This window comes from Maribacter sedimenticola, from assembly GCF_900188415.1.
Classification (GTDB): domain Bacteria; phylum Bacteroidota; class Bacteroidia; order Flavobacteriales; family Flavobacteriaceae; genus Maribacter; species Maribacter sedimenticola.
In genome coordinates, this window is sequence record NZ_FZNV01000002.1 from 208995 (window position 1) to 235455 (window position 26461).

Genomic DNA, 26461 nt, shown 5'->3' on the forward strand with positions numbered 1-26461 from the left:
TGGCATATAACCTATGTATTTCCTTGGAAATATATATCATATTCTAAAAAACCACTTAAAACTAACACATGAAAAGAAGAGATTTTGTACAGTACGCCGGGTTGGGTGCCGGAGCATTGATGATGCCATCATTATTGCTAGGTAACGACATCCCTACAGAGGCGTTACTGGAACCAGGTATGGATGCCTTGGTGAAAAAACGAATGGCAGATGTTGCCTTAAATACTGCCAAATCATTGGGTGCTACCTATGCAGATGCCCGTATAGGCAGGTATTTAAATCAGTATGTATTCACTAGGGAAGACAAAGTACAGAACGTGGTCAATACAGAATCCTTTGGTATAGGTATACGTGTAATCGCTAACGGTACATGGGGTTTTGCCTCTACTAATAGTGTTACTGAAGATGGTATTAAAAAAGCAACGGAGCAGGCAGTTGCCATAGCAAAAGCTAACTCTAAAATTCAAAAAGAACCGGTTAAGTTAGCGCCGGTAAATGCATATGGAGAGGTTTCTTGGAAAACCCCTATAAAGAAAGATTTTAAAGAAGTGCCTGTTTCGGAAAAGGTGGATCTTTTGCTAAGTGCAAATGCCGCTGCTTTGGATAATGGAGCAAACTTTGTGAACTCCGCCTTATTTATGGTTAACGAGCAAAAATACTTTGCTTCTACAGATGGTTCCTATATTGATCAAGACATTCACCGTTTATGGCCTACTTTGAGAGTTACCGCAGTTGATAAATCTGCAGGTACTTTTAAAACTAGAGAAAATATGAGTGCGCCCGTAGGTATGGGTTATGAGTATTTAGACGGATTGGAATCTGAGAAAATAGATGGTCCGGCAGGATTACGATTATACAGAAACAGCTACGATATGGTAGAAGATGCCACTATCGCGGCTAAACAAGCTAAAGAAAAATTAACGGCGAAATCTGTTGATGCCGGTAAGTACGATTTGGTTTTAGAACCGAATCACCTTGGGTTAACAATACATGAATCTGTGGGTCACCCATTGGAATTAGATCGTGTATTGGGTTACGAAGCCAACTACGCAGGTACAAGTTTTGCCTCGTTGGATAAATTAAAATCGGGCAACTTTAAATATGGTAGCGACATTGTAAACCTTGTTGCGGACAAGACCCAAGTAGGTTCTTTAGGCGCTGTTGGTTATGATGATGAAGGTGTGAAAGCTAAAAAGTGGGATTTGGTACGAAACGGCGTATTAACAAATTTCCAAGCCATACGTGACCAAGCACATATGATCGGTGAAGAGGAATCTCACGGTTGTTGCTATGCCCAAAGTTGGGACGATGTTCAGTTTCAGCGTATGCCAAACGTATCATTAGAGCCCGGTAAAGAAAAGTACTCTATTGCCGAAATGATAAAGGATGTAGAAAAAGGTATTTATATAGCAGGTCGTGGATCGTATTCCATTGATCAGCAACGTTATAATTTCCAGTTTGGTGGTACTGTTTTTTACGAGATTAAAAATGGTGAAATTGTAGGTATGTTAGAAGATGTAGCCTACCAAAGTAATACCCAAGAATTTTGGAATTCATGTGTTAAGATTTGCGATAAGGATGATTACCGTTTGTTCGGTACGTTCTTCGATGGTAAAGGGCAGCCTTCTCAGGTTAGCGCTGTATCTCATGGTAGTTCTACTGCCAGGTTCAATGATGTAAACGTAATTAACACAGGTAGAAACATTTAATTGTTTCACTCTAAAAAGAACAACAATGGCAATTTATACAAAAGAAGAAGCAAGAAAAATATTGGAGACGGCATTGAGCTTTTCCAAAGCCGATACCTGCGAGATTAATTTAAGCGGGTATAATAGTGGTAATATAAGATATGCAAGAAATACGGTATCTACATCTGGGTACAGTTCTAACCAAAGCTTGGCGGTACAGTCTAGCTTCGGTAAAAAATCAGGTACGGCAACTATTGATGAGTTCGATGATGCATCATTGGAAAAGGTGGTAAGAAGGGCTGAGGAGTTGGCACAACTTTCTCCTGAGAATCCTGAGTTTATGGAACCTTTAGGTCCGCAGATGTATGATGAATCAATCACATATAGCGAGTCAACAGCAAACATAACGCCGGAGTATAGAGCAGAAGTAGCCAGTAGCAGTATTGTACCTGCAGCTGCAAAAGATGTTACTGCAGCAGGATTTTTAAATGATTCGGCAGGATTTAGCGCTATGATCAATTCTAAAGGGCTGTTCGCTTACAATCAATCTACCGATGTTGATTTTACAGTAACCATGCGTACCAATGACGGTACAGGTTCTGGTTGGGTTAAAAGAGATTTCAACGATGTAGATAAGTTTGATGCCGATGAAGCCGCAAAAACTGCAATTGATAAAGCAGTACTTTCAAGAGAGGCAAAAGCAATTGAGCCAGGGAAATATACGGTGATATTAGAGCCAGCCGCCTCGGCAGATTTGTTACGTAATATGTTCCGTTCTTTAAATGCGCGTTCTGCAGATGAGGGCAGAAGTTTTATGTCCGCTCCTGAAGGTAAAAATAAGATTGGGGAAAAAATAGTGGATGAGCGTGTCAATATTTATTCGGACCCATTGCACCCAGAAGTACCTACATCTACTTGGAACGGAGAGGGGCAACCTATAAAAAAGACGAGTTGGATTGAAAACGGAGTGGTGAAGAACTTGGCGTATGACCGTTTTTGGGCAAAGGAAAAAGGTGTGGAGCCAGTTCCTTTTCCGTCGAACGCAATTATGGCTGGTGGCGATGCCAGTTTAGAGGATTTGATCAAGAGTACCAAAAAAGGAATTTTGGTAACACGTTTATGGTATATACGTAGTGTTGATCCACAGACCTTGTTATATACAGGACTTACCAGAGACGGAACGTTCTATATAGAAAACGGTGAAATTAAATATCCTGTAAAAAACTTCAGGTTTAATGAGAGTCCGATCATCATGCTGAACAATCTAGAAACCCTTGGAAAACAAGTACGTATCAATGGTAATTTAATACCTTATATGAAGGTGCGCGACTTTACGTTTACCAGTCTTTCAGATGCGGTTTAAGGCATCATAAAGCACTATAAACTGGTTGATTGTGACATTTCACATCAGCCAGTTTTCTTTTTTCAAGCGGAATAAAAACACTAATTACTTGCCCTTGAGCAACGAATTTTTCTTTACGAGATTACAGTATGAGTCCGGCGATTGGGATGTGGATCAGCGCATGCCATCCAATCTGTTGAACTCATTGGTTGAGTACACCACCTTGAAAGTAGATACGCAAGAGAAGATAATCACCTTGGCAAGCGATGATATTTTTAAGAGTCCGTTTTGCTATATCTCAGGTCATAAATTGGTAGAGTTCACTAAAAAGGAAAAAGAGAATTTTGAGAAGTATGTGCGCAACGGAGGCTTTGTTTTTGCCGATGACTGCAATCACGATATAGACGGCTTGTTCGCAAAATCCTTCGAACGGCAAATGGAAGAAATTTTTGGTCCGTCGGAATTAAAAAAAATACCCAACGACCATGAAATCTATACCATATTCTTTGATTTTGAAGACGGTCCACCTACCACATCACAAGAGCTGAACGGCTGGGGCGATGATTTGGTGCACGATTATTTAAAGGCAATAGTCATCAACGGTAGAATAGGAGTACTATACAGTAATAAGGATTACGGTTGCGAGTGGGATTATGATTTTAGAAACAAACGTTGGTACAAAATAGACAATACACGGTTTGGGGTCAACATTGTCATGTATGCCCTAACCTCATAAACACATTTTTGAATGGATAAAGAATTACAACGCATTGCAGATGAGGTAGAAATGCTTTCCGATAAATTAAGTGCCTTAAAGCAAGAAATCGGGAAAGTGATTATTGGGCAGGAAGAAACCGTATCGCAATTACTGATTACGTTTTTAGCCGGTGGTCACGCATTGTTAGAAGGAGTTCCCGGTTTGGCAAAAACACTAATGATCAGGACTTTGGCAAATGCCATAGATTTAAAGTTTAAAAGAATACAGTTTACACCAGATCTAATGCCTTCGGATATTATTGGGACAGAGATTTTAGAAGAAGACCATACCACGGGCAAAAAGTTCTTTAAGTTCAATAAGGGGCCTATTTTCTCTAATATTATCCTGGCGGATGAAATTAACCGTACTCCACCAAAAACACAAGCTGCATTGTTGGAAGCTATGCAGGAGTTTGAGGTAACTTACGGAGATAAGACCTATCCGTTAGATAAGCCATTTTTTATACTGGCTACACAAAACCCCATTGAACAATCAGGAACATTTGTTTTACCCGAAGCACAGCAAGACAGATTCTTGTTGTACATCAAAATAGGATATCCTACACAGCAAGATGAAGAAGCCATTTTAAAAGCGACCACGGGTACCTTTAAAAAGAAATTGAACCGAGTTATTTCGGGCGATGATATTGTGCGTTTGCAACAGCTGGTAAGAGAGGTATCCATAAGTGATGCCCTCATCAGTTTTGTGAGTGATATCATCAGGGCAACCCGCCCAGAAACCACGACCGATGCGTTTGTAAAAGACTGGGTAGATTGGGGAGCAGGTCCGCGTGCAGGTCAAGCTATGATCTTAACGGCAAAGGCTAATGCCTTGTTAGAAGGTAGGTTAGCGGTAACATTAGATGATATTAAAGCAGTGGCATTGCCCGTACTACGTCATAGGGTTTTAGTGAATTTCAGGGCAGAAGCGGAAGGCATTACGTCTGATAAAGTGGCAACCCATTTACTGAGCGCCATTCAACTAAAAGGTAAATAATAACTCTCGATTATCGAGTTTATGGCAAAACAGGATTATCAAGATTTATTAAAACCAGAAGTCATCAATACGGTTGAGGGACTTTCCTTAATATCGCGCATTGTTGTAGAGGGCTTTACGGCGGGTTTAAATAGAAGTGCCAGTGTGGGTCCTGGAATGGAATTTAGTCAGTACAGAGGTTACGAACCTGGTGACGATTTACGGCTGTTGGATTGGAAAATGTTGGCACGATCGGGCAGGTATTACATTAAACAGTCGGAAATTGAGAGTCAGGTAACCATTAAGTTTATTGTAGATACCAGTGCATCCATGTTGCACAAGGAAACCAAATTGTCAAAGGTAGACTTTGTTCGCGTGTTGGTGGCTACCTTAGCGTATTTGGCGCATAAGCAAGGTGATGCCGTGGGCTTATTCGCGTTAAATGAAAAAGATGCAATTAGCATATATCCTAAAGCGGATAAAAAGCATTACAACCGGTTGCTGTTAGAGTTGATTAAACTTTCAAACATAGGAAAGTGGCCGGCAGCCCATATTTCAAACAAGCGGATACCGAACAGAGGAGAGAAGGAGCTAATTTTTTTCTTGACGGATATGTATGAAACCGGTGACGAGATTTCAAAATTTGTAAAGGGATTAAAATCTGCCAAGAACGAAGTAGTGGTTTTACAAATTATGGGTGCTGCCGAGATGGATTTCAATTACGGTGCTAATATCACTTTTGAGGATTGGGAAACAGGGGCAAGAATAAAAGTAGATACGCAGCAGGCGAAAACTGAATACTTAAATGCTCTTGAAAACAGATTGAAAAGTATAAAAGAAGAATTGCTTTCTAACGGAATAGACCATCATGTATTTAGAATGGATGCACCTTTGGGTGAAGCGCTTCAATTATTTTTAAAACAACGAAAAAGAATCGGTTAGTATGTCATTTGCACATCCTTCATATCTATGGGCTTTATTGGGACTTCTAGTTCCCATAGCCATCCATTTGTGGAGTAAAAAGGAAGCAAAGACCATAAAAATTGGTAGTGTACAGTGGTTATCAGAGTCAAAATCAAAACAATCTAGCAGTATTCAATTGAATGAATGGTGGTTGTTGGTGTTACGCATGGGCATCATTTCGCTATTGGTATTGTTGATGGCAAAACCACAATGGCATTCAAAAGTGAGCAATACATCCCTGATCTATATTATTGAACCAGAGCTGGTACAGCATACTGGTTTTATGTCTCGCTTCAATGAAATAAGCGATGATCAAGAAATTAGACTGTTGCGAAAAGGCTTACCGTTAAAGGAAAAAGAACAAGACATAACTGCGCAGCATTTCTTACCTGATTATTGGGCTTTGGCATCTGAAATGGATGCCCTACAGACCGATAGTATTGTTGTCTTTACCAAGGGTTTAGCAAAGGGGTTAAAAGGGGCAAGACCGGAAACCAAGCATAAAATGCATTGGGTAGTCATTGATTCCGCATTAGCGAAAGAGACACCTTTATTAGCCTATAAAAAGAAGAATGGTTTACAATTGTTTACAGGCAAGAGTACTCCGTTTGACACCAAAGTCAGCAAAAAATATATCAAGTTAGACGATGATTTTGCGCTTAGCAACAATGGAGATAGCTTAGTAATTTCAGGAAAGAATCCGGTAGAGAAAGTTCATGTGTATGTTCAGTACCCCATTAAAATAGCACTTTATTATACCGATAGTTTACAGAAGGACAAATCGTATATAGAGGCATCGTTAAAGGCGCTTTCCATTTATTTGGATAGGGAGATTCAGGTAGAATCTAGCTTAGATACTGAAGTAGTATTAGACATAGAAGCAGATGCCATCATCTGGCTTAGTGCAAAACCTTCCCCTAAAACGACAAAAAAGTTATTAGCCTTCAAAGAGGATGCGCTATCGCAATCAATGGTAATTCCCGGCGTAGAGAAGCATAGTTTCTATCTGACCAAACGCATAAACTCAGAGAATGCGGTTACGGAGCGATTAACGGAGCAATTGTTGCAAATGCTGGAAATCAATGAAGAGGTTAAAAAATTTGTAGCTGAGGTGGATCATCGTTCGGTAACTGCGGCTGAATTGGAAACCACAGTTATTGATTCTAATAAAAACGGAAGGCAATTGGCTAGTCAGAATGTGAATCCGTACTTATGGTTAATCCTCTTAGTATTGTTATTGGTGGAACGCTTTGTAGCATATAAACGCAAACAGTGATGGAACAGGGCAAACTACACTTGATGAAATTTCAAAAGCGATGGCAGTTGTTGTCATACGCCGAGGCTGTTCTGTATGCCTTGGGCATTGCTGTACTATGCTATTTTATTACTGAAAACGTATGGTTTGGCTTGGTATTATTTATTTTAAGCGTGTTACTTTTTGTCTTCATAAAAAAGCCTTGGAAGCATAATTTGAACGCTACCAGTTCCTATATAGATGCCCACGTTTCAGAAGCCTCATTTAGTACGGGACTACTATTACAACCAGAAGAAAACTTATCCAATTTAGCGAGGTTGCAACGCTATAAGGTTTCGGAAGAGCTTAGTAAAAGATTGGGAAATATAAGTCCGCCAAACGCTTTAAAACAAGCGGTTTTAGTCATGCTGGGTTGTATATTGCTCGGCTTTATATTTCACAAGTTGGCTATATTTCCCGGGGTTGCTAACGAGCTGAACAATCCTAAAAATACCGAGCAAATTCAGTTCGTGGCAACGGATAGTATACAAGTTAAAAGCAGTATTCCAGCAATTGAGAAGCAGGAAATACGGGTTATTTATCCATCGTATACAAGATTAGGGAGTAAAACTACAGCAGACCCAAATATAAAGGCAGTTACCGGAGCTAAAATTCAATGGAGGTTACAATTTGATGCTGCAGTTGTAGCACCGGTATTAGATGTGATGGGCGAGTTAAAGCCCATGCAAAAAGAAGACGGAGGTTATCAAGTGCAATTGCCTTTATCAGCATCAGGTTTTTATAGTTTCAAATTTCAAAATGAAGACGGAACAGAGTTTACATCCGATTTGTTTTCGTTGGAGGCGGTATCGGATAATCCGCCCGAAATAGAGATTTTAGGATTGGAGCAATACACCTATTTTGATTTTTCCGATAAAAAATTAGTAGAACTGCAAAGTACCATTACAGATGATTTTGGAATTGATGAAAGCTACATTATTGCAACGGTAAGTAAAGGAACAGGAGAGTCTGTAAAGTTTAGGGAAGAAAAATTGAATTTTAAGGAAGCCATTTTAAAAGGAACCAAATCTATACGAGCAACCAAAATACTAGATTTGAATGCATTGAAAATGGAAGTAGGTGATGAGCTTTATTTTTATATAGAAGCCTTTGATGAAAAACAGCCGAAGCGTAATGTGGCACGTAGCGAAACGTATTTTGCAGTAATCAAAGATACCGTTGGAGAGCAATTTGGTGTAGAAGGAACTTTAGGCGTAGACCAAATGCCCGATTATTTTAGAAGTCAGCGACAACTGATTATTGACACCGAGAAATTAATAAAGGATAAGCCCAGCATTTCAATTCAAGAATTTAAATCGAGAAGTAATGAATTGGGGTTTGACCAAAAAGCGCTTCGCCTAAAGTACGGACAGTTTATGGGCGATGAATCTGAGATGGAAGAAGCACCTGCCGTGATCGAAAGTCATAAAGAAGGTGAAGACCATGATCATGCTGAAGATCAAGAAAATATACTGAAAGAATTTATGCATGACCATGATGGTGATAACGAGCATAACTTGGTAGAACAGCATGGGCACGAACATGAAGAAACAAGCGAAGAACCAGAAGACCCTTTACATGATTACCTTCATAATCATGATGATCCAGAAGAATCTACCTTGTTTGAAGAATCGTTAAAAACCAAATTAAGAAAGGCATTAAGTATCATGTGGGATGCCGAATTACATTTGCGATTGTACGAACCGGAAAAGTCGTTGCCATTTCAATATGAGGCTTTAAAATATATTCAAGAAATTAAAAATAGTGCCCGTATATATGTGCACCGAATAGGATTTGACCCACCACCGATTAAGGAAGATAGCCGACTTACCGGCAAAATAAAGGACATCAAAAATTATAGTAAGAACGAAACTACTAGTGCAGATCTACCTTTTGAAGCCATTGAAAACGCAGTTAGCCGTTTGGAACAGTTGGTGCACGACGAACAGGAGTTTAAAGAGGATGATACTATACTTTTTACTGCTGCAGGCAATGAGCTGGCACAGTTGGCTATAGACAACCCGGGTAAATATTTGCAGGTCTTGCAAGGCTTAAAAAGTATAGAGAACAACACAGGAAGAACCCTTGAAAATTACCAATTCGTTCAAAAAGGATTGCTATTGGCTTTGCCAAGTACACCGCAGGTGCCCGGATCTGAAAAAGTGTACACAGACGAAATCAATTCACTATTTCTAAAACAATTGGAAGTGTATGATTGATGGAATTTCGTTTGTACAGAAAGAATTGCTACTACCTATTATTTTAGGTGGTGTATTGTTATTTGCTGCATTTATTTTTAAGGAATGGCAAACACGAAACAAGGGCAGGTTTACTTTAAATGTTATCGTAGCAATTATAACCCTGTTCGCTTTAATTTTAATTATTTTAGAACCTAGCAAAGAAGTAGAAATACAGCACAAGCAAGGACTACTTTTAACCGAAGGCTACCGAGCGGAACAACAAGATAGTTTAGGGGCTATTTATGAGGGGATTCAGGTATTGGAATATAACCACAAGCAATCGGTTCGTAGGGCTTTAGATTCGCTAACAAGTCTGGTGATTATTGGCGATGGGGTAGCACCCTTTGATTTTTATAAGTTTGATAGTATACCCACTAGCTACTTACCAAACGAAATTACATCAGGTATTACCAAAGTAAAGTGTAATGATCATCTTGTTTTAGGGGATGAGTTTAAGCTGAACGGAACTTATGCCAAACCGAAACTAGGTTCCATCTTGGTATTGCAAGATTCACGAGGTAATGGTTTGGATTCAATACTTTTAAAAGACAAGAGTTCGCAAAATTTCTCTTTAAAAACAGTACCAAAAGTTAGTGGTGAATTTATTTTTAAATTATCGGAAAAAGATAGTGTGGGCAAGATGTTAGAGTCAAATCCGCTTCCAATTACAATTCGTAAAAAAGAACCTATTCGCGTTTTGATTGTAAATACTTTTCCAACATTTGAAACAAAATACCTCAAGAATTTTTTAGCGGATGAAGGGTATGAAGTTACGGTTCGTAGTCAGTTGACAAAAGGCAAGTTTAAGTTCGAGTATTTTAATACCAAAGCATTGCCGATTTATCAATTTACCGAGGAGAGCTTACGTAAGTTCAATGTGGTCATTACAGATGCCGAAACCTATTTCAATTTCGGAAAAACGGTAAAAAATCGCTTTGAACATAGCATACGTGAAAACGGATTAGGCTTGTTTATTCAACCAACCGAACTGCTGTTTAAACTTGGTAAAGCAATGCCTTATTTTAGTTTTAAAAGCGATGGCGTAAATGAGGTACAATTACCCAATAATACCATCAACATAGAAAAATATCCTTTTACATTTAATGAAACATTCGCCGTGAATGCAATAGATTCAAATGAACTTGGCAAATTATCGTATTTTAGGCAATTGGGCTTGGGTAGAGTTGCAACCACTACATTGTTAAATAGTTATCAGTTAGTGTTGCAGGGAAAGAATCAAGCTTATAAAAGTATTTGGACTCAGATTTTAGATAAGATTGTACAACGAAAAGAACAAGTGGTAGCATGGCAATCGCAAACGGAATTGCCAAAAGTGGGCGAGCCTTTTTCTTTTGTATTACGTACCGGTTTGGAAGATTTTCAAGTATTGAATACTGAAGAAAAACGTGTTCCCTTGCTACAAAACGCAAATGTGTCTTTTAAATATTCGGGTACTACCTATCTGAAGAAAGCAGGGTGGAATACTTTGGAAGTAGAAGGCGACAGTACCACTCAATTTTCCTATTACGTTTATGATGTCGATGATTGGAAATCTTTAAGTGCATCTCATAAAAGAGAAGCGAATGCAAAACAGTTTGGTAATGCAATAAAAGAAAATAGGACAGTTATGGTAAACCGTCCTATATCGCTACTATTTTTTTATATCCTTTTTTTACTGGGGATTGGATGGTTGTGGTTATCACCAAAATTATCCGCCCTAAGCTAAATCAGTTTTAATGCGGTAGTTTGTCCTTTAACAAACCATACACAAATGTTCCCAATAGCGCACCTCCTATAACGACTAGTATAGAAGGAAATCCAGCACCTACCAACACATACATAGGACCTGGGCAAGCACCTGCCAACGCCCATCCTAAACCAAAAATAATACCACCTATTAAATAACGGGCAACACTTTTTGTTTTAGGGTGTAAATTCATTTCTTTTCCTCCAATGGCTTTGATGTTATTTCTTTTTATAATCTGTACGCCAATTACCCCTAGAACAAGTGCGGAGCCAATAATGCCATACATATGAAAAGATCCAAACTGAAACATTTCATAAATACGAAACCACGAAGCAGCTTCAGATTTATACATGATGATGCCGAAAAATATACCTATGGTCAAATAACTTAAATACTTCATGTTAACTAAAAATTAGGGGGAATAAAAGGTGAATCATAACCAAGCCGCCAATAAAAAAACCAATCACGGCAATTAAAGATGGCAACTGTAAATTACTTAGTCCGGATATAGCGTGACCACTGGTACAACCACCCGCATAACGCGCACCAAAACCAACCATGAATCCGCCTAAAATCAGCACCGCAAGTACAAATGGATCAGTAAGATTTTCAGAAGCAAAAAGCTCCGTTGGTAAATAAGCTTCACCCGCGCTTTCAATTCCGTAATCCGTTGAAAGTTGTTGTGCAACTTCAGGATTTATTTTTACCGTATTATTGGACATAAATTGAGAAGCGATAAATCCGCCAATAATAGCGCCAAGAACAACAATTAGATTCCATCGTTGTTCTTTCCAATCGAACTTAAAGAAATCGGAATATTTTGCGGCACCACCAATAGAACACATGGTTCTTAAGTTGGAAGACATACCAAATTGTTTACCTATGTACAGCAGTACAAACATGGTCAAAGCAATTAAAGGTCCGGCTACATACCATGGCCAGGGATCGTAAATCAAATTCATAACATTCATTTAATTTGCAAAGTAATGGAATTTAAAAGTAGTATTGTGTAACCCTGGTTACAAAAGCTATTTCTCCAATAGTTTGATTAATTTAAAAGATGTTAAAAGGTGAATAAGTCCAGGAATAATCAGTACACCACCTATGAGCAATGAAATACCTAAAACATTCATTACACTATCAGGAACAGGATGCTCATAAATACTGATGCTACCGTTGGTAGTGAAAAGTATGTTTGGAAAATGTGTAATGGTGGCCGCAAATAGAATAAAGAATATTTGCATACCGGCCAATGCCCTAGAGATAATTCTTCTACCGGATTTAATACTTTTCCATAGCGGAAACAATAAAATGCCGGAAACGATAATGGCAGAGACCGACCATATATTACCAATGAAATCCACAACAAAAGCGATACCTGAAAAATACCCGTATGCCAATGTTATAAAACCCAAAGAGACCACTACTATAGTTGCTATAGAGGCTTTTCTCATGTACATGGATTTACTGGTGTCATCTACCTCGCCAATTAGAAATACCGATGCCAAGAAAGCACAAAGGGCTGCATAGAAAAATCCCGTTAAAATTGAAAAAACATTGAACCAAGAGTGTACATAAACTTCCAAGAAACTGTGGTTTTCCATTTGCGACGGATTAATGATGTCTCCACTGACCACGCCGCCCATGGTAAGGCCTAAAAATATGGGAGTAACTAAACTAGAGGTCTTAAACATCCAATCATATAAAATTTGTGAACTGTCTTTATAGGCATCATAATATCGAAATACAAAGGCTACACCTCTAAGGGTTATACCCAGTAACACCAAGGTCAATGGAATATGTAGTGCGAGCACTAAAATGTTGTAGTAATGGGGGAAGGCGATCCATAGAATCACGATTAAAATAATGATCCAAATATGGTTAGCCTCCCAAACTGGACCCATTACTTGGTAAACGGTCTTCTTATTGATAGCCTGGTTTTCTTTAGAGGAGAACAACTCAATGATTCCCGCGCCAAAATCTGCTCCTGCCAGTAAAACGTAGAGCAATAAAGAAACGGCAAGAAAGGCTAGTACAACGTAGATCATGCTTCATTGGTTTTAACACTGTTCAAGAATTTAATTTGCCTTGCCATTAACCATGTTACCGCAATGGTCAATATGGTATATACAGCTATATACGTGTACAAACTAAATATAATACCTGGCATTGGGGTAACGGCATCCTTGGTTTTCATAATGTTGTGAATGATCCAAGGTTGCCTACCAACTTCGGTAACGATCCAACCAGCTTCAAGGGCAACAAAGCCCAATGGAGCTAAAAGCGCAAACAACAACCAGAATTTTGGCATATTGAACCAAGATTTCTTTTTGTACTTGGCTACAAAAAATAGCATTCCCGCTATCATTAAAAGAGAGCCTAGTCCCACCATGGTCTGAAAAGCGTAATGGACCATGGCAACATTAGGTTGCTCATCTTTGGGAAAATCATTTAATCCTTTTACTTCGGCATTAAAATCTCCAAAAGCAAGAAAGGATAAGGCATTGGGGATTTCCAGCTTGTACTTGACCTCTTGAGTTTCGTTATCCACAATTCCGCCAATATAGAGCGGTGCTCCTTTTTTGGTTTCGTAATGCGCTTCCATGGCGGCCAGCTTAACAGGTTGTCTTTCGGCAATATCCTTGGCAGAAAGATCTCCGCTTAAGGGCTGTAGAATAGCAGCGATGGCGGCAAATGTTATGGCTATTTTAAACGCTTTCTTATGTAATTCAATATTACGTTTTTTATAAACTTGGTAAGCATGAATACCTGCTACGGCAAACCCTGTAGCCGTAAAAGCGGCTAAGGTCATATGCAAAGCTTGGGTAAACCATGCAGGATTAAATAGTGCTTTTACCGGATCTATATTTAAAAATTCGCCGTTAATGTAATCAAAACCGGAAGGTGCATTCATCCAACCATTGGCGGAAACTACTAAAATACCGGACATTACTCCAGATATACCTACGATGATACCGGTGAACCAGTGAAAAGTTTCAGGAATTTTTTTCCATCCGTAAAGGTAAAATCCCAAAGCAACGGCCTCCACAAAAAATGCTGCACCCTCTAATGAAAATGGCATACCAATAATGGGACCTGCATGTTTCATGAATTCAGGCCACAAGAGACCTAGTTCAAAGGAAAGTGCAGTACCGGATACGGCACCTGTTACAAAGAAAATGGCAACACCTTTTTGCCATGATTTTGTGAGCGTAAGGTAAATGGGATTGCGTGTATTCAACCATTTTTTGTGGGATACCACCATAAAAAATGGCATAACCATACCAATGCAGGCGAACACAATATGGAAAATAAGGGTAAACGCCATTTGTAGTCTTGCAGCATCTATATTTTCCATAAAAAATCAATTTGTTAAGAAGATAACAAAGATACGAACTGGGGAATTTTTATATGGTTACAAAGGTTACATAAATCAAGTTCTAATGTTAAATAATGTCCTTGAACATAAACTTGTCCAAATTGCCCGAAAATGAAACTACTAATGAAATTGTATAATGATATCACTGACATAAATAAATTGAGACATAGTTTATTGTAAAAAAAAAACCTGGAGTTTGATAATTGACTCCAGGATTCTTAGGAACATAACTATATAAAATTAGTCCTTGTATGCGGAAAGCATCCAAACCAATTTTTCTTGTTGAACAATATAATCGCTCATTAGGGCAACGGTACCTTCATCATCGGCTTTAGCGGCTATTTTAAGGGTAGCTCTCTCTTTTTGCAATAAGATACCCAAGCTACTTAAAATATGATCAACAGCTTTATCGCCATCCACTACATTTTCCACAGGCTTGATTTCAGCGTTTTCAATATATTTTGAAAAGGAATGATGTGGGGTATTGCTCAAGGTAAGTACCCGTTCCGCAATTTCATCGACCTTTATCAAAGCATCGTTGTATAATTCCTCAAATTTGAGATGTAGTTCAAAAAATTTCTTTCCTTTAATATTCCAATGAAAACCTCTTAAGTTCATATAGAACATTTGATAGTTTGAGAGTAAATCATTTAAAAATTTGGCAGTTTCATTAGAGCTGTTGGTATCTAGACCAATATTTGATAAACTTGAATTTGTCATAATCTTTCTATTTAAATTGGATGTATTGATTAGTTGTTCTTATTACTGTATTAACAGTTGATAAATTTAGTTTATAGTCGTATGGATTGAGGTAACCTTAGTTACATTTGAAGGTTTTTAACGAATTTTAACGGTTGGAACAATCAAAAAGACATATAAAAACTAAAGGGGCCAAAAGCCCCTCTAATTTTTAGTAAAGTAGTACAGTATTTATGGCATCAAAATATATCCATCTATTTGATAATTGGCAAGGACCATCATAGCCGATAGACCTAGTTCGGTGTTTGGGTTTAAATCGTTAGCCTCAATTCCTCTGGCCGCAGTAGCTTGGGCACAAACATAAAATTGTACTCCATAATCTTTTAAAAGCTTTATAACTTCTGCATTTGGGTTTTCCTTTTCATATTTTGCTTTATACTTTTCATTGTTCAGGGCAGTAAAGGTAGCACCACCATGAATGGCGGCCACTATATGAACCTTGTCAGCAGAAATACCATTGGCTCCCAACATGTTGATCAAGCGTGCAATCTTAAAATACCCAATATTGGTACCTTCCATTTCCCGCTCATCCTTAAGGTCAAAGACCACATTGTATTCTTTGGTGGGGTCAGGTAAAGAGGCCATATTTTTAAAATCTTTTATTTTTCCATAACCATCTATAATGGGCGTGGTCCAATCTTGAGATGTTACAATTTGTGTTCCCATAAGTAAAATGGCAATTAGAAGTGCATTTTTCATTTTCGTTGAATTTATAGAGATAGTGTTGGTTTAAATTTAAATATTATTTATCGCTAATGTCAGTTATTTTAAAAGGAATAAAAGTAAATTAATGTATTTAACGTAACTGTAACCTTGGTTACTGTACTATTGATCGTATAATTATAGATTCGCTATTTAAATTAGCTTAAGATTATATTTCTATGAATGAATTGCGGGTATTGGCAAAACAACTTTTTAAGCTATTTGTAATAGTCTTTGTTTTAATAGGCCTTGTCTTTATATGGTTGTTGACCTATAAACCGAATTCTAAAAAGGAAAAATTAGATAAAACTGAAATTATAGTTTCTATTGAGAATTGGAAAGCTAAAGATGCAATTTTGGAGTTGACCAATATGCCCCGTAGGGTTAAATCTGGATATTATCTTATTTCAGAAACGTCTGCTTATATGGGTCCTTACGCCGTTAGGCCAGAAGATCGGTATAGTGGCAATAATTTGGCATGTTCCAATTGTCATTTGCAAAAAGGGGCCCAGGCAGGTTCTGGCTCTTGGGTAGGTATTTTGGAGCGCTTTCCACAATTTGGGGGTAGAGCAAATAAAATGGGCTCCATTGAAGATCGTATCAATGGTTGTATGGAACGAAGTATGAACGGTAAAATACTACCAGTGGATTCAGAACAAATGAAGTCCATTATAGCATATATGGAATGGTTGGGCGAAGATATTCCGGAAAGTAAAAAGGCTGAGTTTAAGGGATATCCCAAAATTAAGATTCCAGATGAAAAGGTAGATTTAGTGAAAGGTAAGCAAGTGTATAGCAAAGAGTGTGTTGTTTGTCATGGTGAAAATGGAGCTGGCGTTCTTAATACTGAAGTTGGTAAGGGATATACCTATCCGCCTTTGTGGGGATCGGATAGCTTTAACGATGGGGCAGGTATGAACAGGGTTATTACCGCTGCAGAATTCATTAAAAGTAATATGCCTTATTTACAGGCTACTTGGGACAATCCTAAACTTACGGACGAAGAAGCTTATCATGTAGCGGGCTATATCAATAGTTTTTCTCGCCCTCATAAATTTAATACCGAAAATGATTATCCGGACAAAAAACTAAAACCGGTATCTACACCTTACGGTCCTTGGGTAGATGATTTTTCTCCAGAACAACACAAATACGGACCGTTTCCGCCCATCATGGAATTTTATAAAAAGAAATACGGAATTACAAAAACAAAGTAGGCATTATGCGAATTCTATTAATACTCATTTATTGCCTTCCGTTTTTGTCCATGGGTCAAGATACCCTCACCACCAAGAAAGGAACCTTTTCCGGACAATGGCGAACCTATTATATGCGGACAGCAAACAAAGGTGATTTAAAAAACTTTAATGCCTTGGCCACAGGAGGTAAATTAAAATACCAATTTCAATTTACAGATAATTTAGAAGTTGGTACAGCCTTATATAATTCTACTAATATAGGCCTAGAGGATTTAACTGTTCCTGACGATGCTACTGGTAGAATTAGTAGGTATGAAGAAGGATTGTTTGATCGATTGAACTTAAATAACGATGCAGTTTTTTTATTGGGTGAATTATATGCAAAATATAAATTGAACCAGCATGCCTTTACCCTAGGGCGTATGAAGATTAATACACCTCTTATAAACCCTGAAGATGGTAGAATGATACCAACTTTAGTACAGGGTTTTTGGTATAATTATAAAATAGGTAAAAACACCTTTCAATTTGGGTTATTAAATGAAATAGCACCAAGGTCTACAGGTCAATTTTATGGTATAGGCGAGAGTATTGGAACATACCCTGTAGGTAGAAATAAGTATGGAAATGCTTCCCTATATACTGATAATACGGAGTCGGATTATATACTGATGTTTAATTCGGATTTTGAATTAGCGAAGAACTTAAGAATAAACGTATGGAACCAATATGTAGAAAATGTGTTCAATTCTATTTATATTAAACCTTCTTTTAAGTTATCTAAATCTGTGCAAATAGCAGGGGAGTGGCTACATCAAAATAAAATTGGAGATGGGGGTAATGCTATAGATTCCCTGCGATATTTTAATCAAAATACAGCAGATGTTTTAGGATTGAAAATGTCCTATACGGATAAGGTAAGATTAGTTTCTTTGGCCTATAATAGAATTTTACCTCAAGGTCAATTCATATCTCCAAGAGAATGGGGTAGGGAAGACTTGTTCAGCTTTCAAAAACGAGAGCGTAGCGAAGGTTCTGCGGATAATCATGCACTGGTTCTAAACTATAAACAAGAGTTTAAAATTCTTAAAGAGGATCTAAACCTAATTTCAATATTAAGTATTGGAAAGCATTGGAAACCAGATGTAACCAATGCTATTTTAAATAAATATGCAATGCCAGATTATACCCATATCAACCTGGATATTTTCTTTAAAATAAAGAAAATTAAAAACCTACGACCAGAATTATTGATTACCTCTAAAATGGGAAACGGGGATATTCCTGATAACCCTAATTTCTATTTCAATAAGGTTGATTTGTTTCATTTGGATATAATCTTGAATTATAATTTTTAAATGATAATACATAAAAAAAGTCCCCATTTTAATGGGGACTTCATATTATGTTCAGTTAAACGTTTTTACCTTTCATCATCTTGTTCCAGTACAAGTAGGGCAACCCGTATTTTTTAAGCATCCATAATCTCCAATGTTCTTTAGAAGAATCGTTTATGAGCATTCTTTTTAACTTAGGATCCGGGGTGAAATTATTGTCATAATCAAACTCTGCCAACACCATTTTGCCATAATCCGTAACCAATGGGCAAGAAGAATATCCATTATAGGATTTAGTTCCCATTTGTTTACTGTTCATCAAAAGGTTCAAATTATCTACTACGATAGGAACTTGTTTACGAATGGCTGCCCCGGTTTTAGCAGTCGGTAATGCTGCTACATCGCCCAGGCCAAAGATATTGGCGTAGCTGTTATGCTGTAAGGTTTGGTAGTTTACATCTAACCAACCAGCTGCGTTTACTAAAGTCGAATCTTTTACAAATTTTGGTGCCACAGAAGGCGGTGCCGTATGCATCATATCATAGTGAATACCATAGCGGTTGCCATCAACGCTAACTTTTACATCTTTATAATTATATTGAAATTTTTCATCTAATTTTAAGTCATCGACCTTATTACTAGAAATAACCACACAACCACCAGCGGTAATTTCTTGTCCCATTTCATACCATGCAATTTGTTTATCACCATCTACAGCAACCAATTTATGATGGAATCTTAAGTTGATATCTTTTCTGTCAACAACTTCCATTAAAGTTTTCGCAACTTGTTTTACACCAAAAATAACGGTGCCCCCGGTAGCAAAAATCACATCAGTCTTTTTTCTAATACCACTTTTTCTAAAATGGCTTTCTGCTAAATACATTATTTTTTGAGGTGCGCCGCCGCATTTTATAGGCGTTGTAGGTTGTGTAAATAGGGCGGTTCCGCCTTTAAAATTTCTTATTACGTCCCAAGTATGTTCTGGGTCGGTATAATTACTGCAGACCACACCTTTGTCCATAACTTCACCTAGCCCTGGTACTAAACTAAAATCATATGCCAAACCGGGTGCTACTACCAAATAGTCATAAGTAATATCTCCTTTGGTGGCTGTATGTACCTTGTTATGTTCAGGGTCAAATCCTGTTGCTTTATCCTTGATCCATGTTGCACCTTTTGGAATGACCGATGACATTGGTCTTGCCGTTTTTTTGTAATCATACGTGCCGGCACCAACTAAAGTCCATGCAGGTTGGTAATAATGGGTCTCTGCAGGTTCAATAATTGCAACGTCTTTTGCTTTTTTTAAATGTAGAAGTTGGGCAGCTACCATAATTCCGGCGGTTCCTCCTCCTATAATCACTATTTGATGATGTGAGTTCATTTTTAGACTATTTAATTAGGATTCAATAAATATAGTCTTTGAAAAATGATAATTATGTAACAAAAGTTACATAAGATTGTGTATAATGCACATCTTCATTTAAGAGTAGTAATTCTTGTCCATCGAACGATCATTTATTCAATTTGCAGGTATTTATGCCTAATAGCGTGTATAGCGGACAGAAACTAACAAATGTGGTAAGAATCAAAACGCCTGCAATAGCAGCCAATATATAACCAAAAGTTCCAGTTACGGTATCCGTATAAAAAGTAGTTAAAAGTGCAACGGCAATAAAGATTCTAATAAATCTGTCTGTACTTCCCATATTTTTTCTCATGATAGGTTGTTTTAATAATTAAACAAAGATGTAAGATCACAGCCAAGCATTGACTTGTTTAAAGTTACCTGTTTTAACTGGACTTACCTTTGCAAGGTAATCGCAATCACTTAAATATGGTATGACATTGGTCATGTTCAACAGATAGTCAAAAGTATGGTTTAGGTAACATAGGTTGCATATAGGAGGGCGTATTTATGGTATTTTTGTAAAAATCTAATAATCAATGGAAGCATATTTAGATGCATTTTTAAACGCAATCACCGGAACGTTAAGTTGGACATGGAAATCAATTATTTTTAATGTTCCATGGTACCTGAATTATTTTTGGGGATTGATACTGATTTCCTTGTTGGTGTGGGTTTTGGAAATTATATTTCCATGGCGTAAGGAACAAGGTGTTTTTAGAAAGGATTTTTGGCTGGATGCTTTTTATATGTTCTTCAATTTCTTTCTCTTTGCAATTGCGATAAGCGGTATTTATAAGATACTTCAAGTATTTTTTGAGGATATTGGCATTTCATCCAATAGTTTGGCCTTGATCGATATATCTACTTGGCCCATGTGGGGACAGTTATTGGTATTCTTTATAGTGTTGGATTTTGTTCAGTGGTTTACCCATATCATGCTTCACAAGTATGCTTTTCTATGGAATTTTCATAAGGTACATCATAGCGTAAAAGAAATGGGATTTGCAGCCCACCTAAGGTACCATTGGATGGAGAATATACTCTATAAACCATTAAAGACTTTTGGGGTTATGGTATTGGGAGGTTTTGAACCGGAACAGGCTTATATTGTTCATTTTGCTGCTATTGCAATTGGTCATATAAACCATTCCAATATAAAAATTACTTGGGGACCTTTAAAATATGTGTTCAATAATCCGGTCATGCATCTGTATCATCATGCCTATGATTTGCCGCCAGGTACGTATGGTGTTAATTTTGGAATTAGCCTTAGTCTATGGGATTATTTATTTAAGACCAATTATATACCTGAAGACAGTGGCAAGGTGAAGTTGGGTTATCCTGGTGACGAAAATTTACCTAAGGACTTTTTAGGGCAGGTTACCCACGGTTTTAAAAAAAGGAGAAGTAACATTTAGTTTCTTCTCCTTTTTCTATTCTTAAATTTAGTTTGCTAGTTTACCAGAAGCACAACTTACAAACGACTTGGCTTTGGACAAGACGGAATTTTCTTCATCTAAGCTGGGGTATCCTATGGACTTTAATTTAGATTTTACCGTAGCGATATCTTCTTTTTTTAAAGCATCAAAAGAAACCGATGATAATTCAACATTTACGGATACATTGGTAATAGCAGGAATTTCTTCTAGTTTAGATATAATAGTTTTGGCACAGCCACCACATTTTAAATTTTGAATAGGAATTATTGATGTCATATCTTATTTACTTAGTTCGTTATTAAAAGTTATACTCCAAATACCCCTTACCTCATTTTCTGTATAGCCAACCGCTTGGTCATATGGATATTTATTCTTCAAAAGTTGTGTAACCTTTGGATCAATATTCATTTCTGGAACTCCGTGGCAATTTAAGCACATAGCATTGGTAATAATTGGGGAATAGAAATTAGTAGTACCGTCCTCGTTTGAGATTATTGGTTCGTAAGGCTCATTGTTATTGATTTTTGATTTAAAAAATTCAATATACTCCAGTTCTTTTTGGTTTGCTTGGTTGTTGGTATTTCTTGGTTTGTCACTGACCCTTCTAATTTTGGCATGATGAACAATTGCCATGCTATCCATTAGCGGATATGCCTTTTCATTACAAAATTCTACAGCACCAACGGTACCGCTTTTTTGTAAGCTGGTCATAAGATTTTTACCTAGAACTTTTTGGGTACTCTGTGCAAACTTTTTTCCTTTTTCTAGCAGGATACTATCGTTGGTTTTCAGGTCAACCACCATAGTATTATTGATTTTGGATTCATTCGTAACATCATCTAAGCTCTCTTGTTTAATTTTCGGAGACTCTTTACACCCTATTAAAAAAAGTAGCCCTAATAGTAAAGTAAAATGTTTCATTTAAATCAATTTTATAGTTTATTTCCATGCACTATAACCACCCCTTAGGTCATACACTTGTTCAAAGCCCATCTTTAACAGTTTGCGTGCTGCTTTTTGGCTTCTAGCTCCTGATCTACAATACACATAAACAGCTTTTTCTTTATTTAATTTTTCAAAATATTTTTCAAAATTACCAGTATTGAAAAAATCCACATTTATAGCATTTTTTATATGGCCACCCCCATATTCTAAGGCAGTTCTTACATCAATAGGCTTAATGTTATTGGTGATGATTTGGGTTGCGTATTCGTTCTTGTTCAATATAGTGATATTACCTGTGGTTACTTCTTTTTTACCAAAGAGGGTACTTAAAAATGACATAGTGTTTTATTTAAAATTAATATTCAATAATAGAAAGTAACGGTCTTTTATTTGACCGTTACTTTCAAAACCAACCAATAAAAAATTAATTAAGACTTTTTTTAGCTAAATACCAATCAACCTTTTCCAAAGTATCATCGGCAATACGAGCATTAAGTTCATTTAAGGTTTTTGGAGGGGATACAATGACCTTGTCACCTTTTTTCCAATCCAAAGGCATTGCTACCTTATACTCATCTGATGTTTGCAAAGCTTCTAAAGCCCTTAAGATTTCGTCCATGTTTCGCCCAACATTTAGTGGGTAATACATTATTAGTCTTATTTTTTTCTTTGGGTCTATAAAGAAAACGGCACGTACTGCTGCAGTTTCACTTTCATTAGGCTGAAGCATTCCGTATTTCTTGGAAACCTTCATGTCCAAATCTGCTATAATAGGAAAATCAAAATATACGCCTGTATTTTTGCGAACGTTCTGTACCCATCCTAAATGCGCATGAACACTATCTATACTTAAACCCAACAGTGCAGTATTAAGTGCATCAAATTCTGGTTTTCTTAGTGCAAATCCACTCATTTCAGTTGTGCATACCGGTGTAAAATCTGCAGGATGCGAAAACATGACGATCCACTTATCTTTTGCAAATTCAGATAATTTAATTTTTCCTATAGTTGTTACAGCTTCAAAATCTGGAGCAATATCCCCAATTCTAGGCATGCTTGCTATTTCATTATTTTGTATTGTTTCCATGTTCATCTAATTTTAACTAAAGGTACAGCTAGGAGGCAATAGGTACAGTAACACTAGTTACATAGCATAAATAAATCAGAAAAAAAAGGAGGGGTACTTTAGTATAAAAAGTACCCCTCCTAACATCAACCAAACTGCCGTTAAACAGCATAAAAAACTAAATCAAGTTTTAACATAATAAAATATCGTGTCCAATAATAATTTGGACTATAGTGTAGTAGGGCAGATAAAATCTGATACAGGTATTCCTGCTTCTTTTATTGATTTGAATCCTCCTTTTACATCTATTAGATTATGAATACCTCTACTTTTTAAAATAGATGCCGCAATCATACTTCTGTAACCACCGGCACAGTGTACATAAAACTGTTTCTTTTCTGGAAATTCTGCTAAATGATCATTTAGGAAATCTAACTGAGTATTTTTTGCATCTAGGATATGTTCAGATAGAAATTCAGATTCTTTACGCACATCAAATACAGGTGCTTTTTCAGTTTCAAGAACTTCTTTAAGCTTGTTGGCATCAACTTGGCTAACGGTATCATATTCCATTGCTGCCTTTTTCCAAGCATCAAAACCTCCTTCTAAATACCCTAAAGTACCATCAAAACCAACTCTAGAAAGTCTAGTCACTGCCTCTTCTTCCAAACCAACAGGGGTAACCAATAAAATAGGCTGTTTAACATCGGCTATTAAAGCACCTACCCAAGGAGCAAAGCTACCATCAAGACCAATAAAAATAGAACGTGGTATATGACCAGCCGCAAAATCATCTTGGTTTCGCACATCTAATACAATGGCACCTGTTTCATTTGCAGCAGCTTCAAAAGCCTTTGGGGAAAGAGCTCTTGTACCACGTTCCAAGACTTCTTTTATATCTTCATAACCTTCTTTGTTCAATTTTACGTTTAAAGGAAAATATTGAGGTGGTGGTAGTAAACCATCGATCACTTCATCAATAAACTCTTCTTTGGTCATATCTGAACGTAAAGCGTAATTCATTTTCTTTTGGTTGCCCAAGGTATCTACTGTTTCTTTCATCATATTCTTACCACATGCAGAACCGGCACCATGAGCGGGATAGACGATGACGTCATCTTCTAAAGGCATAATTTTTTCACGTAGACTGTCAAATAAGAATCCGGCTAGGTCACGCTCTGTCAATTCGCCCATTTTCTGAGCAAGATCAGGTCTGCCCACATCACCTAAAAATAAAGTGTCTCCGCTAAATATAGCATAGTCTTTACCATTGGCATCTCTTAGTAAATATGTGGTACTTTCCATTGTATGCCCTGGAGTATGTAATGCAATAATGGTAATATCACCTAATTTAAACTCTTGATTATCTTTTGCTATTATAGCTTCAAAAGACGGATTTGCTTTTGGTCCGTATATAATATCAGCACCAGTTTCTTTGGCCAAGGTTACATGACCACTAACAAAATCTGCATGAAAATGGGTTTCAAAAATATATTTTATGGTAGCGTTATTGGCCCTTGCTTTGTTTATGTAAGGTTGTACTTCCCTTAATGGGTCAATTATGGCAACTTCTCCATTGCTTTCAATGTAATAAGCACCTTGCGCCAAACAACCTGTATAAATTTGTTCTACTTTCATTATTCAATGATTTAATTATGGTCAAAATTACTGGTTGGGCCAATCATGCACAGTAACTAAAGTTACATAGGGTAGGGGCAAAAAAAAGAGCCCTGTACTTACAAGGCTCTCTTTGGTTTAAATTATAATAGTGTTGTGGGGCAGACGTAATCAGATACAGGAATAGAAGTTTTGGAAATAGCGTCAAATCCACCTTTGACATCGGTAAAATCCTGCCATCCCCTTTGTTTTAAAATAGATGCGGCGATCATGCTCCTGTAACCACCCGCACAATGTAGGACAAAAGGTTGGTCCTTTGGAAATTGAGCAAGGTGCTGGTTTATTTCGTTTAAAGGAACATTGATAGCCCCAATAACATGTTCAGAATCATATTCGCTCTTTTTTCTTACATCGATAACTAAAGGCTTTTTGGTAGCAATTAAATTTTCCAATGTGGTAGCGTCTATTCGATCACTAGTTTCATATGCCTTATTTGCGCCTTTCCAGGAATCAAATCCACCTTTTAAGAATCCTACCGTATTGTCATATCCAACCCTGGACAGTCTAGTAATAGCTTCCTCCTCCTTGTCCTTATAGGTTACCAAGAGAATTTCCTGTTTTATATCAGGAATCATTTCACCTACCCATTGGGCAAAACTACCATCCAGTCCTATGTTGATACTGTTTGGAATAAAGCCTTTTGCAAAATCTTCCGCATTTCGGGTATCCAGTACCAATGCACCTGTTTCATTGGCTACGGTTTCAAAAGCTTCTGGAGAATATGGCGTAGTTGCCCGATCCATAATTTGATCTAGACTTTCATACCCCTGTATGTTCATAATAACATTTTTGGGGAAATACCCCGGAGGTGTGGTTAAACCGGTCAACAATTCTTTAATGAACTCTTCCTTGGTCATGTCTGGTCTTAGGGCATAGTTGACCTTCTTTTGATGACCTAAAGTATCCGTTGTTTCCTTGCTCATCATTTTACCGCAAGCGGAGCCCGCCCCGTGATTAGGGTAAACGATCAAATCATCATTTAAGGGCATGATTCTATTCCTTAACGAATCGTACAAATGTGCCGCTAATTTTTCTTCGGTAAGATCGGCCACTACATGCTGTGCTAAATCTGGTCTACCTACATCACCAATAAACAGGGTATCTCCCGTTATCAATCCATGTTCTTTACCATTTTCATCAATTAAAAGATACGTGGTACTCTCCATGGTATGGCCAGGGGTATGGATAACCTTCACCTTATAATCGCCAACTTCAAATATCTGATTGTCCCTTGCCGTTGTTGCCTTGTATGCCGGTTTAGCTCCGGGGCCAAATACGATTTCAGCTCCTGCTTTTTTCTGTAGGTCTAAATGTCCGCTGACAAAATCTGCATGAAAATGTGTTTCAAAGACATATTTGATTTTTGCATTATCTTTTTTGGCACGTTCCAAATAAGGCTGAACTTCGCGCAATGGGTCAAAAACTGCGGCTACACCCTTACTTTCTATATAATAGGCAGCGTGTGCCAAACATCCGGTATAAATTTGTTCTACTTTCATGATATAATTGTATTGATTAATACCTAAAATTACTTGAAG

At 37.4% G+C, this 26461-nt stretch carries 25 protein-coding genes; 11 read left to right on the top strand and 14 right to left on the bottom strand.

All coding sequences use genetic code 11. From position 1 onward, the window contains the following. The first annotated feature begins 68 nt into the window (after positions 1-68). The 8 genes from CHB68_RS05910 (at position 69) to CHB68_RS05945 (ending at position 10985) form a co-directional block, all read left to right on the top strand. Positions 69-1709, top strand: coding sequence for a TldD/PmbA family protein (locus tag CHB68_RS05910; protein ID WP_089259949.1), 1641 nt, complete (start codon positions 69-71; stop codon positions 1707-1709). 25 nt (positions 1710-1734) lie between these two features. Beyond that, complete coding sequence (locus CHB68_RS05915) at positions 1735-3051, top strand: TldD/PmbA family protein (protein WP_089259950.1); 1317 nt, start codon at positions 1735-1737, stop codon at positions 3049-3051. Between the two features lie 94 nt (positions 3052-3145). Then, positions 3146-3766, top strand: a complete 621-nt coding sequence (locus CHB68_RS05920) for a DUF4159 domain-containing protein (RefSeq protein WP_089260575.1) — start codon at positions 3146-3148, stop codon at positions 3764-3766. A gap of 12 nt (positions 3767-3778) precedes the next feature. After that, positions 3779-4783, top strand: a complete 1005-nt coding sequence (locus CHB68_RS05925; protein ID WP_089259951.1) for an AAA family ATPase — start codon at positions 3779-3781, stop codon at positions 4781-4783. Between the two features lie 21 nt (positions 4784-4804). Continuing rightward, on the top strand, positions 4805-5704 hold the full coding sequence (locus tag CHB68_RS05930) for a DUF58 domain-containing protein (RefSeq protein ID WP_089259952.1): 900 nt from the start codon (positions 4805-4807) through the stop codon (positions 5702-5704). Position 5705: 1 nt separating this feature from the next. Further along, the gene (locus CHB68_RS05935; protein WP_089259953.1) at positions 5706-7001 is read left to right on the top strand and encodes a BatA domain-containing protein; all 1296 of its coding nucleotides are present in this window, start codon (positions 5706-5708) and stop codon (positions 6999-7001) included. A 23-nt stretch (positions 7002-7024) separates the two neighbouring features. Beyond that, entirely contained in the window at positions 7025-9238 is a 2214-nt protein-coding gene (locus tag CHB68_RS05940; protein ID WP_245838841.1) for a tryptophan-rich sensory protein, read from the top strand. Next, positions 9231-10985: a DUF4369 domain-containing protein gene (locus tag CHB68_RS05945; protein ID WP_089259955.1), complete on the top strand. Its 1755-nt coding sequence runs from the start codon at positions 9231-9233 to the stop codon at positions 10983-10985. Before CHB68_RS05940 ends, CHB68_RS05945 begins: the two co-directional genes overlap by 8 nt. Before the next feature lie 7 nt (positions 10986-10992). Here the strand turns inward: CHB68_RS05945 and CHB68_RS05950 are convergent, their stop codons facing one another. The 6 genes from CHB68_RS05950 to CHB68_RS05975 all read right to left on the bottom strand — a co-directional run bounded on the left by CHB68_RS05950 (position 10993) and on the right by CHB68_RS05975 (position 15843). Next, positions 10993-11406 carry a DUF6691 family protein gene (locus CHB68_RS05950; RefSeq protein ID WP_089259956.1) on the bottom strand — a complete coding sequence of 138 codons (414 nt, stop codon included), beginning with the start codon at positions 11404-11406 and terminating at the stop codon, positions 10993-10995. Position 11407: 1 nt separating this feature from the next. Then, entirely contained in the window at positions 11408-11968 is a 561-nt protein-coding gene (locus CHB68_RS05955; protein WP_089259957.1) for a YeeE/YedE family protein, read from the bottom strand. Positions 11969-12034: 66 nt separating this feature from the next. Then, on the bottom strand, positions 12035-13054 hold the full coding sequence (locus tag CHB68_RS05960) for a cytochrome d ubiquinol oxidase subunit II (protein WP_089259958.1): 1020 nt from the start codon (positions 13052-13054) through the stop codon (positions 12035-12037). Further along, positions 13051-14364 (bottom strand): cytochrome ubiquinol oxidase subunit I, encoded by a 1314-nt coding sequence (locus tag CHB68_RS05965; RefSeq protein WP_089259959.1) that lies wholly within the window; start codon positions 14362-14364, stop codon positions 13051-13053. Before CHB68_RS05965 ends, CHB68_RS05960 begins: the two co-directional genes overlap by 4 nt. Positions 14365-14625: 261 nt before the next feature. Further along, entirely contained in the window at positions 14626-15105 is a 480-nt protein-coding gene (locus CHB68_RS05970) for a Dps family protein (RefSeq protein ID WP_089259960.1), read from the bottom strand. A gap of 210 nt (positions 15106-15315) precedes the next feature. Continuing rightward, complete coding sequence (locus CHB68_RS05975) at positions 15316-15843, bottom strand: DsrE family protein (RefSeq protein WP_089259961.1); 528 nt, start codon at positions 15841-15843, stop codon at positions 15316-15318. A gap of 182 nt (positions 15844-16025) precedes the next feature. On the opposite strand from CHB68_RS05975, the gene CHB68_RS05980 reads away from it, so the two are divergent. Continuing rightward, positions 16026-17063 carry a c-type cytochrome gene (locus CHB68_RS05980; protein ID WP_089259962.1) on the top strand — a complete coding sequence of 346 codons (1038 nt, stop codon included), beginning with the start codon at positions 16026-16028 and terminating at the stop codon, positions 17061-17063. Between the two features lie 5 nt (positions 17064-17068). Further along, positions 17069-18403: an OprD family outer membrane porin gene (locus CHB68_RS05985; protein WP_089259963.1), complete on the top strand. Its 1335-nt coding sequence runs from the start codon at positions 17069-17071 to the stop codon at positions 18401-18403. 55 nt (positions 18404-18458) lie between these two features. Here CHB68_RS05985 and CHB68_RS05990 read toward each other — a convergent pair whose 3' ends face one another. Further along, positions 18459-19769: an NAD(P)/FAD-dependent oxidoreductase gene (locus CHB68_RS05990; RefSeq protein WP_089259964.1), complete on the bottom strand. Its 1311-nt coding sequence runs from the start codon at positions 19767-19769 to the stop codon at positions 18459-18461. A gap of 130 nt (positions 19770-19899) precedes the next feature. Then, the gene (locus CHB68_RS05995; RefSeq protein ID WP_089259965.1) at positions 19900-20106 is read right to left on the bottom strand and encodes a YgaP family membrane protein; all 207 of its coding nucleotides are present in this window, start codon (positions 20104-20106) and stop codon (positions 19900-19902) included. A gap of 226 nt (positions 20107-20332) precedes the next feature. Here CHB68_RS05995 and CHB68_RS06000 point away from each other — a divergent pair, with 226 nt between their 5' ends. Continuing rightward, positions 20333-21214: a sterol desaturase family protein gene (locus CHB68_RS06000; protein WP_089259966.1), complete on the top strand. Its 882-nt coding sequence runs from the start codon at positions 20333-20335 to the stop codon at positions 21212-21214. 27 nt (positions 21215-21241) lie between these two features. Here the strand turns inward: CHB68_RS06000 and CHB68_RS06005 are convergent, their stop codons facing one another. From CHB68_RS06005 to CHB68_RS06030, 6 genes are all read right to left on the bottom strand, one after another. Next, positions 21242-21511, bottom strand: coding sequence for a heavy-metal-associated domain-containing protein (locus tag CHB68_RS06005; RefSeq protein WP_089259967.1), 270 nt, complete (start codon positions 21509-21511; stop codon positions 21242-21244). 3 nt (positions 21512-21514) lie between these two features. Beyond that, complete coding sequence (locus tag CHB68_RS06010; protein ID WP_089259968.1) at positions 21515-22156, bottom strand: Tll0287-like domain-containing protein; 642 nt, start codon at positions 22154-22156, stop codon at positions 21515-21517. An 18-nt stretch (positions 22157-22174) separates the two neighbouring features. Continuing rightward, on the bottom strand, positions 22175-22519 hold the full coding sequence (locus CHB68_RS06015; RefSeq protein ID WP_089259969.1) for a rhodanese-like domain-containing protein: 345 nt from the start codon (positions 22517-22519) through the stop codon (positions 22175-22177). 85 nt (positions 22520-22604) lie between these two features. Then, complete coding sequence (locus tag CHB68_RS06020; RefSeq protein ID WP_089260576.1) at positions 22605-23267, bottom strand: peroxiredoxin; 663 nt, start codon at positions 23265-23267, stop codon at positions 22605-22607. Positions 23268-23474: 207 nt separating this feature from the next. After that, complete coding sequence (locus CHB68_RS06025; RefSeq protein WP_089259970.1) at positions 23475-24884, bottom strand: MBL fold metallo-hydrolase; 1410 nt, start codon at positions 24882-24884, stop codon at positions 23475-23477. Between the two features lie 122 nt (positions 24885-25006). Continuing rightward, on the bottom strand, positions 25007-26422 hold the full coding sequence (locus CHB68_RS06030; RefSeq protein WP_089259971.1) for an MBL fold metallo-hydrolase: 1416 nt from the start codon (positions 26420-26422) through the stop codon (positions 25007-25009). Positions 26423-26461: the final 39 nt, after the last annotated feature.

Excerpts from the sequence above, each read along its gene's own strand:
- CHB68_RS05985 (WP_089259963.1), top strand. The coding sequence starts at position 17,069 with ATGCGAATTCTATTAATACTCATTTATTGCCTTCCGTTTTTGTCCATG.
- CHB68_RS06015 (WP_089259969.1), bottom strand. The coding sequence starts at position 22,519 with ATGTCATTTTTAAGTACCCTCTTTGGTAAAAAAGAAGTAACCACAGGT.
- CHB68_RS05965 (WP_089259959.1), bottom strand. The coding sequence starts at position 14,364 with ATGGAAAATATAGATGCTGCAAGACTACAAATGGCGTTTACCCTTATT.
- CHB68_RS05950 (WP_089259956.1), bottom strand. The coding sequence starts at position 11,406 with ATGAAGTATTTAAGTTATTTGACCATAGGTATATTTTTCGGCATCATC.
- CHB68_RS05930 (WP_089259952.1), top strand. The coding sequence starts at position 4,805 with ATGGCAAAACAGGATTATCAAGATTTATTAAAACCAGAAGTCATCAAT.
- CHB68_RS06020 (WP_089260576.1), bottom strand. The coding sequence starts at position 23,267 with ATGGAAACAATACAAAATAATGAAATAGCAAGCATGCCTAGAATTGGG.
- CHB68_RS06030 (WP_089259971.1), bottom strand. The coding sequence starts at position 26,422 with ATGAAAGTAGAACAAATTTATACCGGATGTTTGGCACACGCTGCCTAT.
- CHB68_RS05925 (WP_089259951.1), top strand. The coding sequence starts at position 3,779 with ATGGATAAAGAATTACAACGCATTGCAGATGAGGTAGAAATGCTTTCC.
- CHB68_RS05975 (WP_089259961.1), bottom strand. The coding sequence starts at position 15,843 with ATGAAAAATGCACTTCTAATTGCCATTTTACTTATGGGAACACAAATT.
- CHB68_RS05960 (WP_089259958.1), bottom strand. The coding sequence starts at position 13,054 with ATGATCTACGTTGTACTAGCCTTTCTTGCCGTTTCTTTATTGCTCTAC.
- CHB68_RS05955 (WP_089259957.1), bottom strand. The coding sequence starts at position 11,968 with ATGAATTTGATTTACGATCCCTGGCCATGGTATGTAGCCGGACCTTTA.
- CHB68_RS05970 (WP_089259960.1), bottom strand. The coding sequence starts at position 15,105 with ATGACAAATTCAAGTTTATCAAATATTGGTCTAGATACCAACAGCTCT.
- CHB68_RS05945 (WP_089259955.1), top strand. The coding sequence starts at position 9,231 with ATGATTGATGGAATTTCGTTTGTACAGAAAGAATTGCTACTACCTATT.
- CHB68_RS06005 (WP_089259967.1), bottom strand. The coding sequence starts at position 21,511 with ATGACATCAATAATTCCTATTCAAAATTTAAAATGTGGTGGCTGTGCC.
- CHB68_RS05915 (WP_089259950.1), top strand. The coding sequence starts at position 1,735 with ATGGCAATTTATACAAAAGAAGAAGCAAGAAAAATATTGGAGACGGCA.
- CHB68_RS06025 (WP_089259970.1), bottom strand. The coding sequence starts at position 24,884 with ATGAAAGTAGAACAAATTTATACAGGTTGTTTGGCGCAAGGTGCTTAT.
- CHB68_RS05940 (WP_245838841.1), top strand. The coding sequence starts at position 7,025 with ATGAAATTTCAAAAGCGATGGCAGTTGTTGTCATACGCCGAGGCTGTT.
- CHB68_RS05995 (WP_089259965.1), bottom strand. The coding sequence starts at position 20,106 with ATGAGAAAAAATATGGGAAGTACAGACAGATTTATTAGAATCTTTATT.
- CHB68_RS05935 (WP_089259953.1), top strand. The coding sequence starts at position 5,706 with ATGTCATTTGCACATCCTTCATATCTATGGGCTTTATTGGGACTTCTA.
- CHB68_RS05910 (WP_089259949.1), top strand. The coding sequence starts at position 69 with ATGAAAAGAAGAGATTTTGTACAGTACGCCGGGTTGGGTGCCGGAGCA.
- CHB68_RS06010 (WP_089259968.1), bottom strand. The coding sequence starts at position 22,156 with ATGAAACATTTTACTTTACTATTAGGGCTACTTTTTTTAATAGGGTGT.
- CHB68_RS06000 (WP_089259966.1), top strand. The coding sequence starts at position 20,333 with ATGGAAGCATATTTAGATGCATTTTTAAACGCAATCACCGGAACGTTA.
- CHB68_RS05980 (WP_089259962.1), top strand. The coding sequence starts at position 16,026 with ATGAATGAATTGCGGGTATTGGCAAAACAACTTTTTAAGCTATTTGTA.
- CHB68_RS05990 (WP_089259964.1), bottom strand. The coding sequence starts at position 19,769 with ATGAACTCACATCATCAAATAGTGATTATAGGAGGAGGAACCGCCGGA.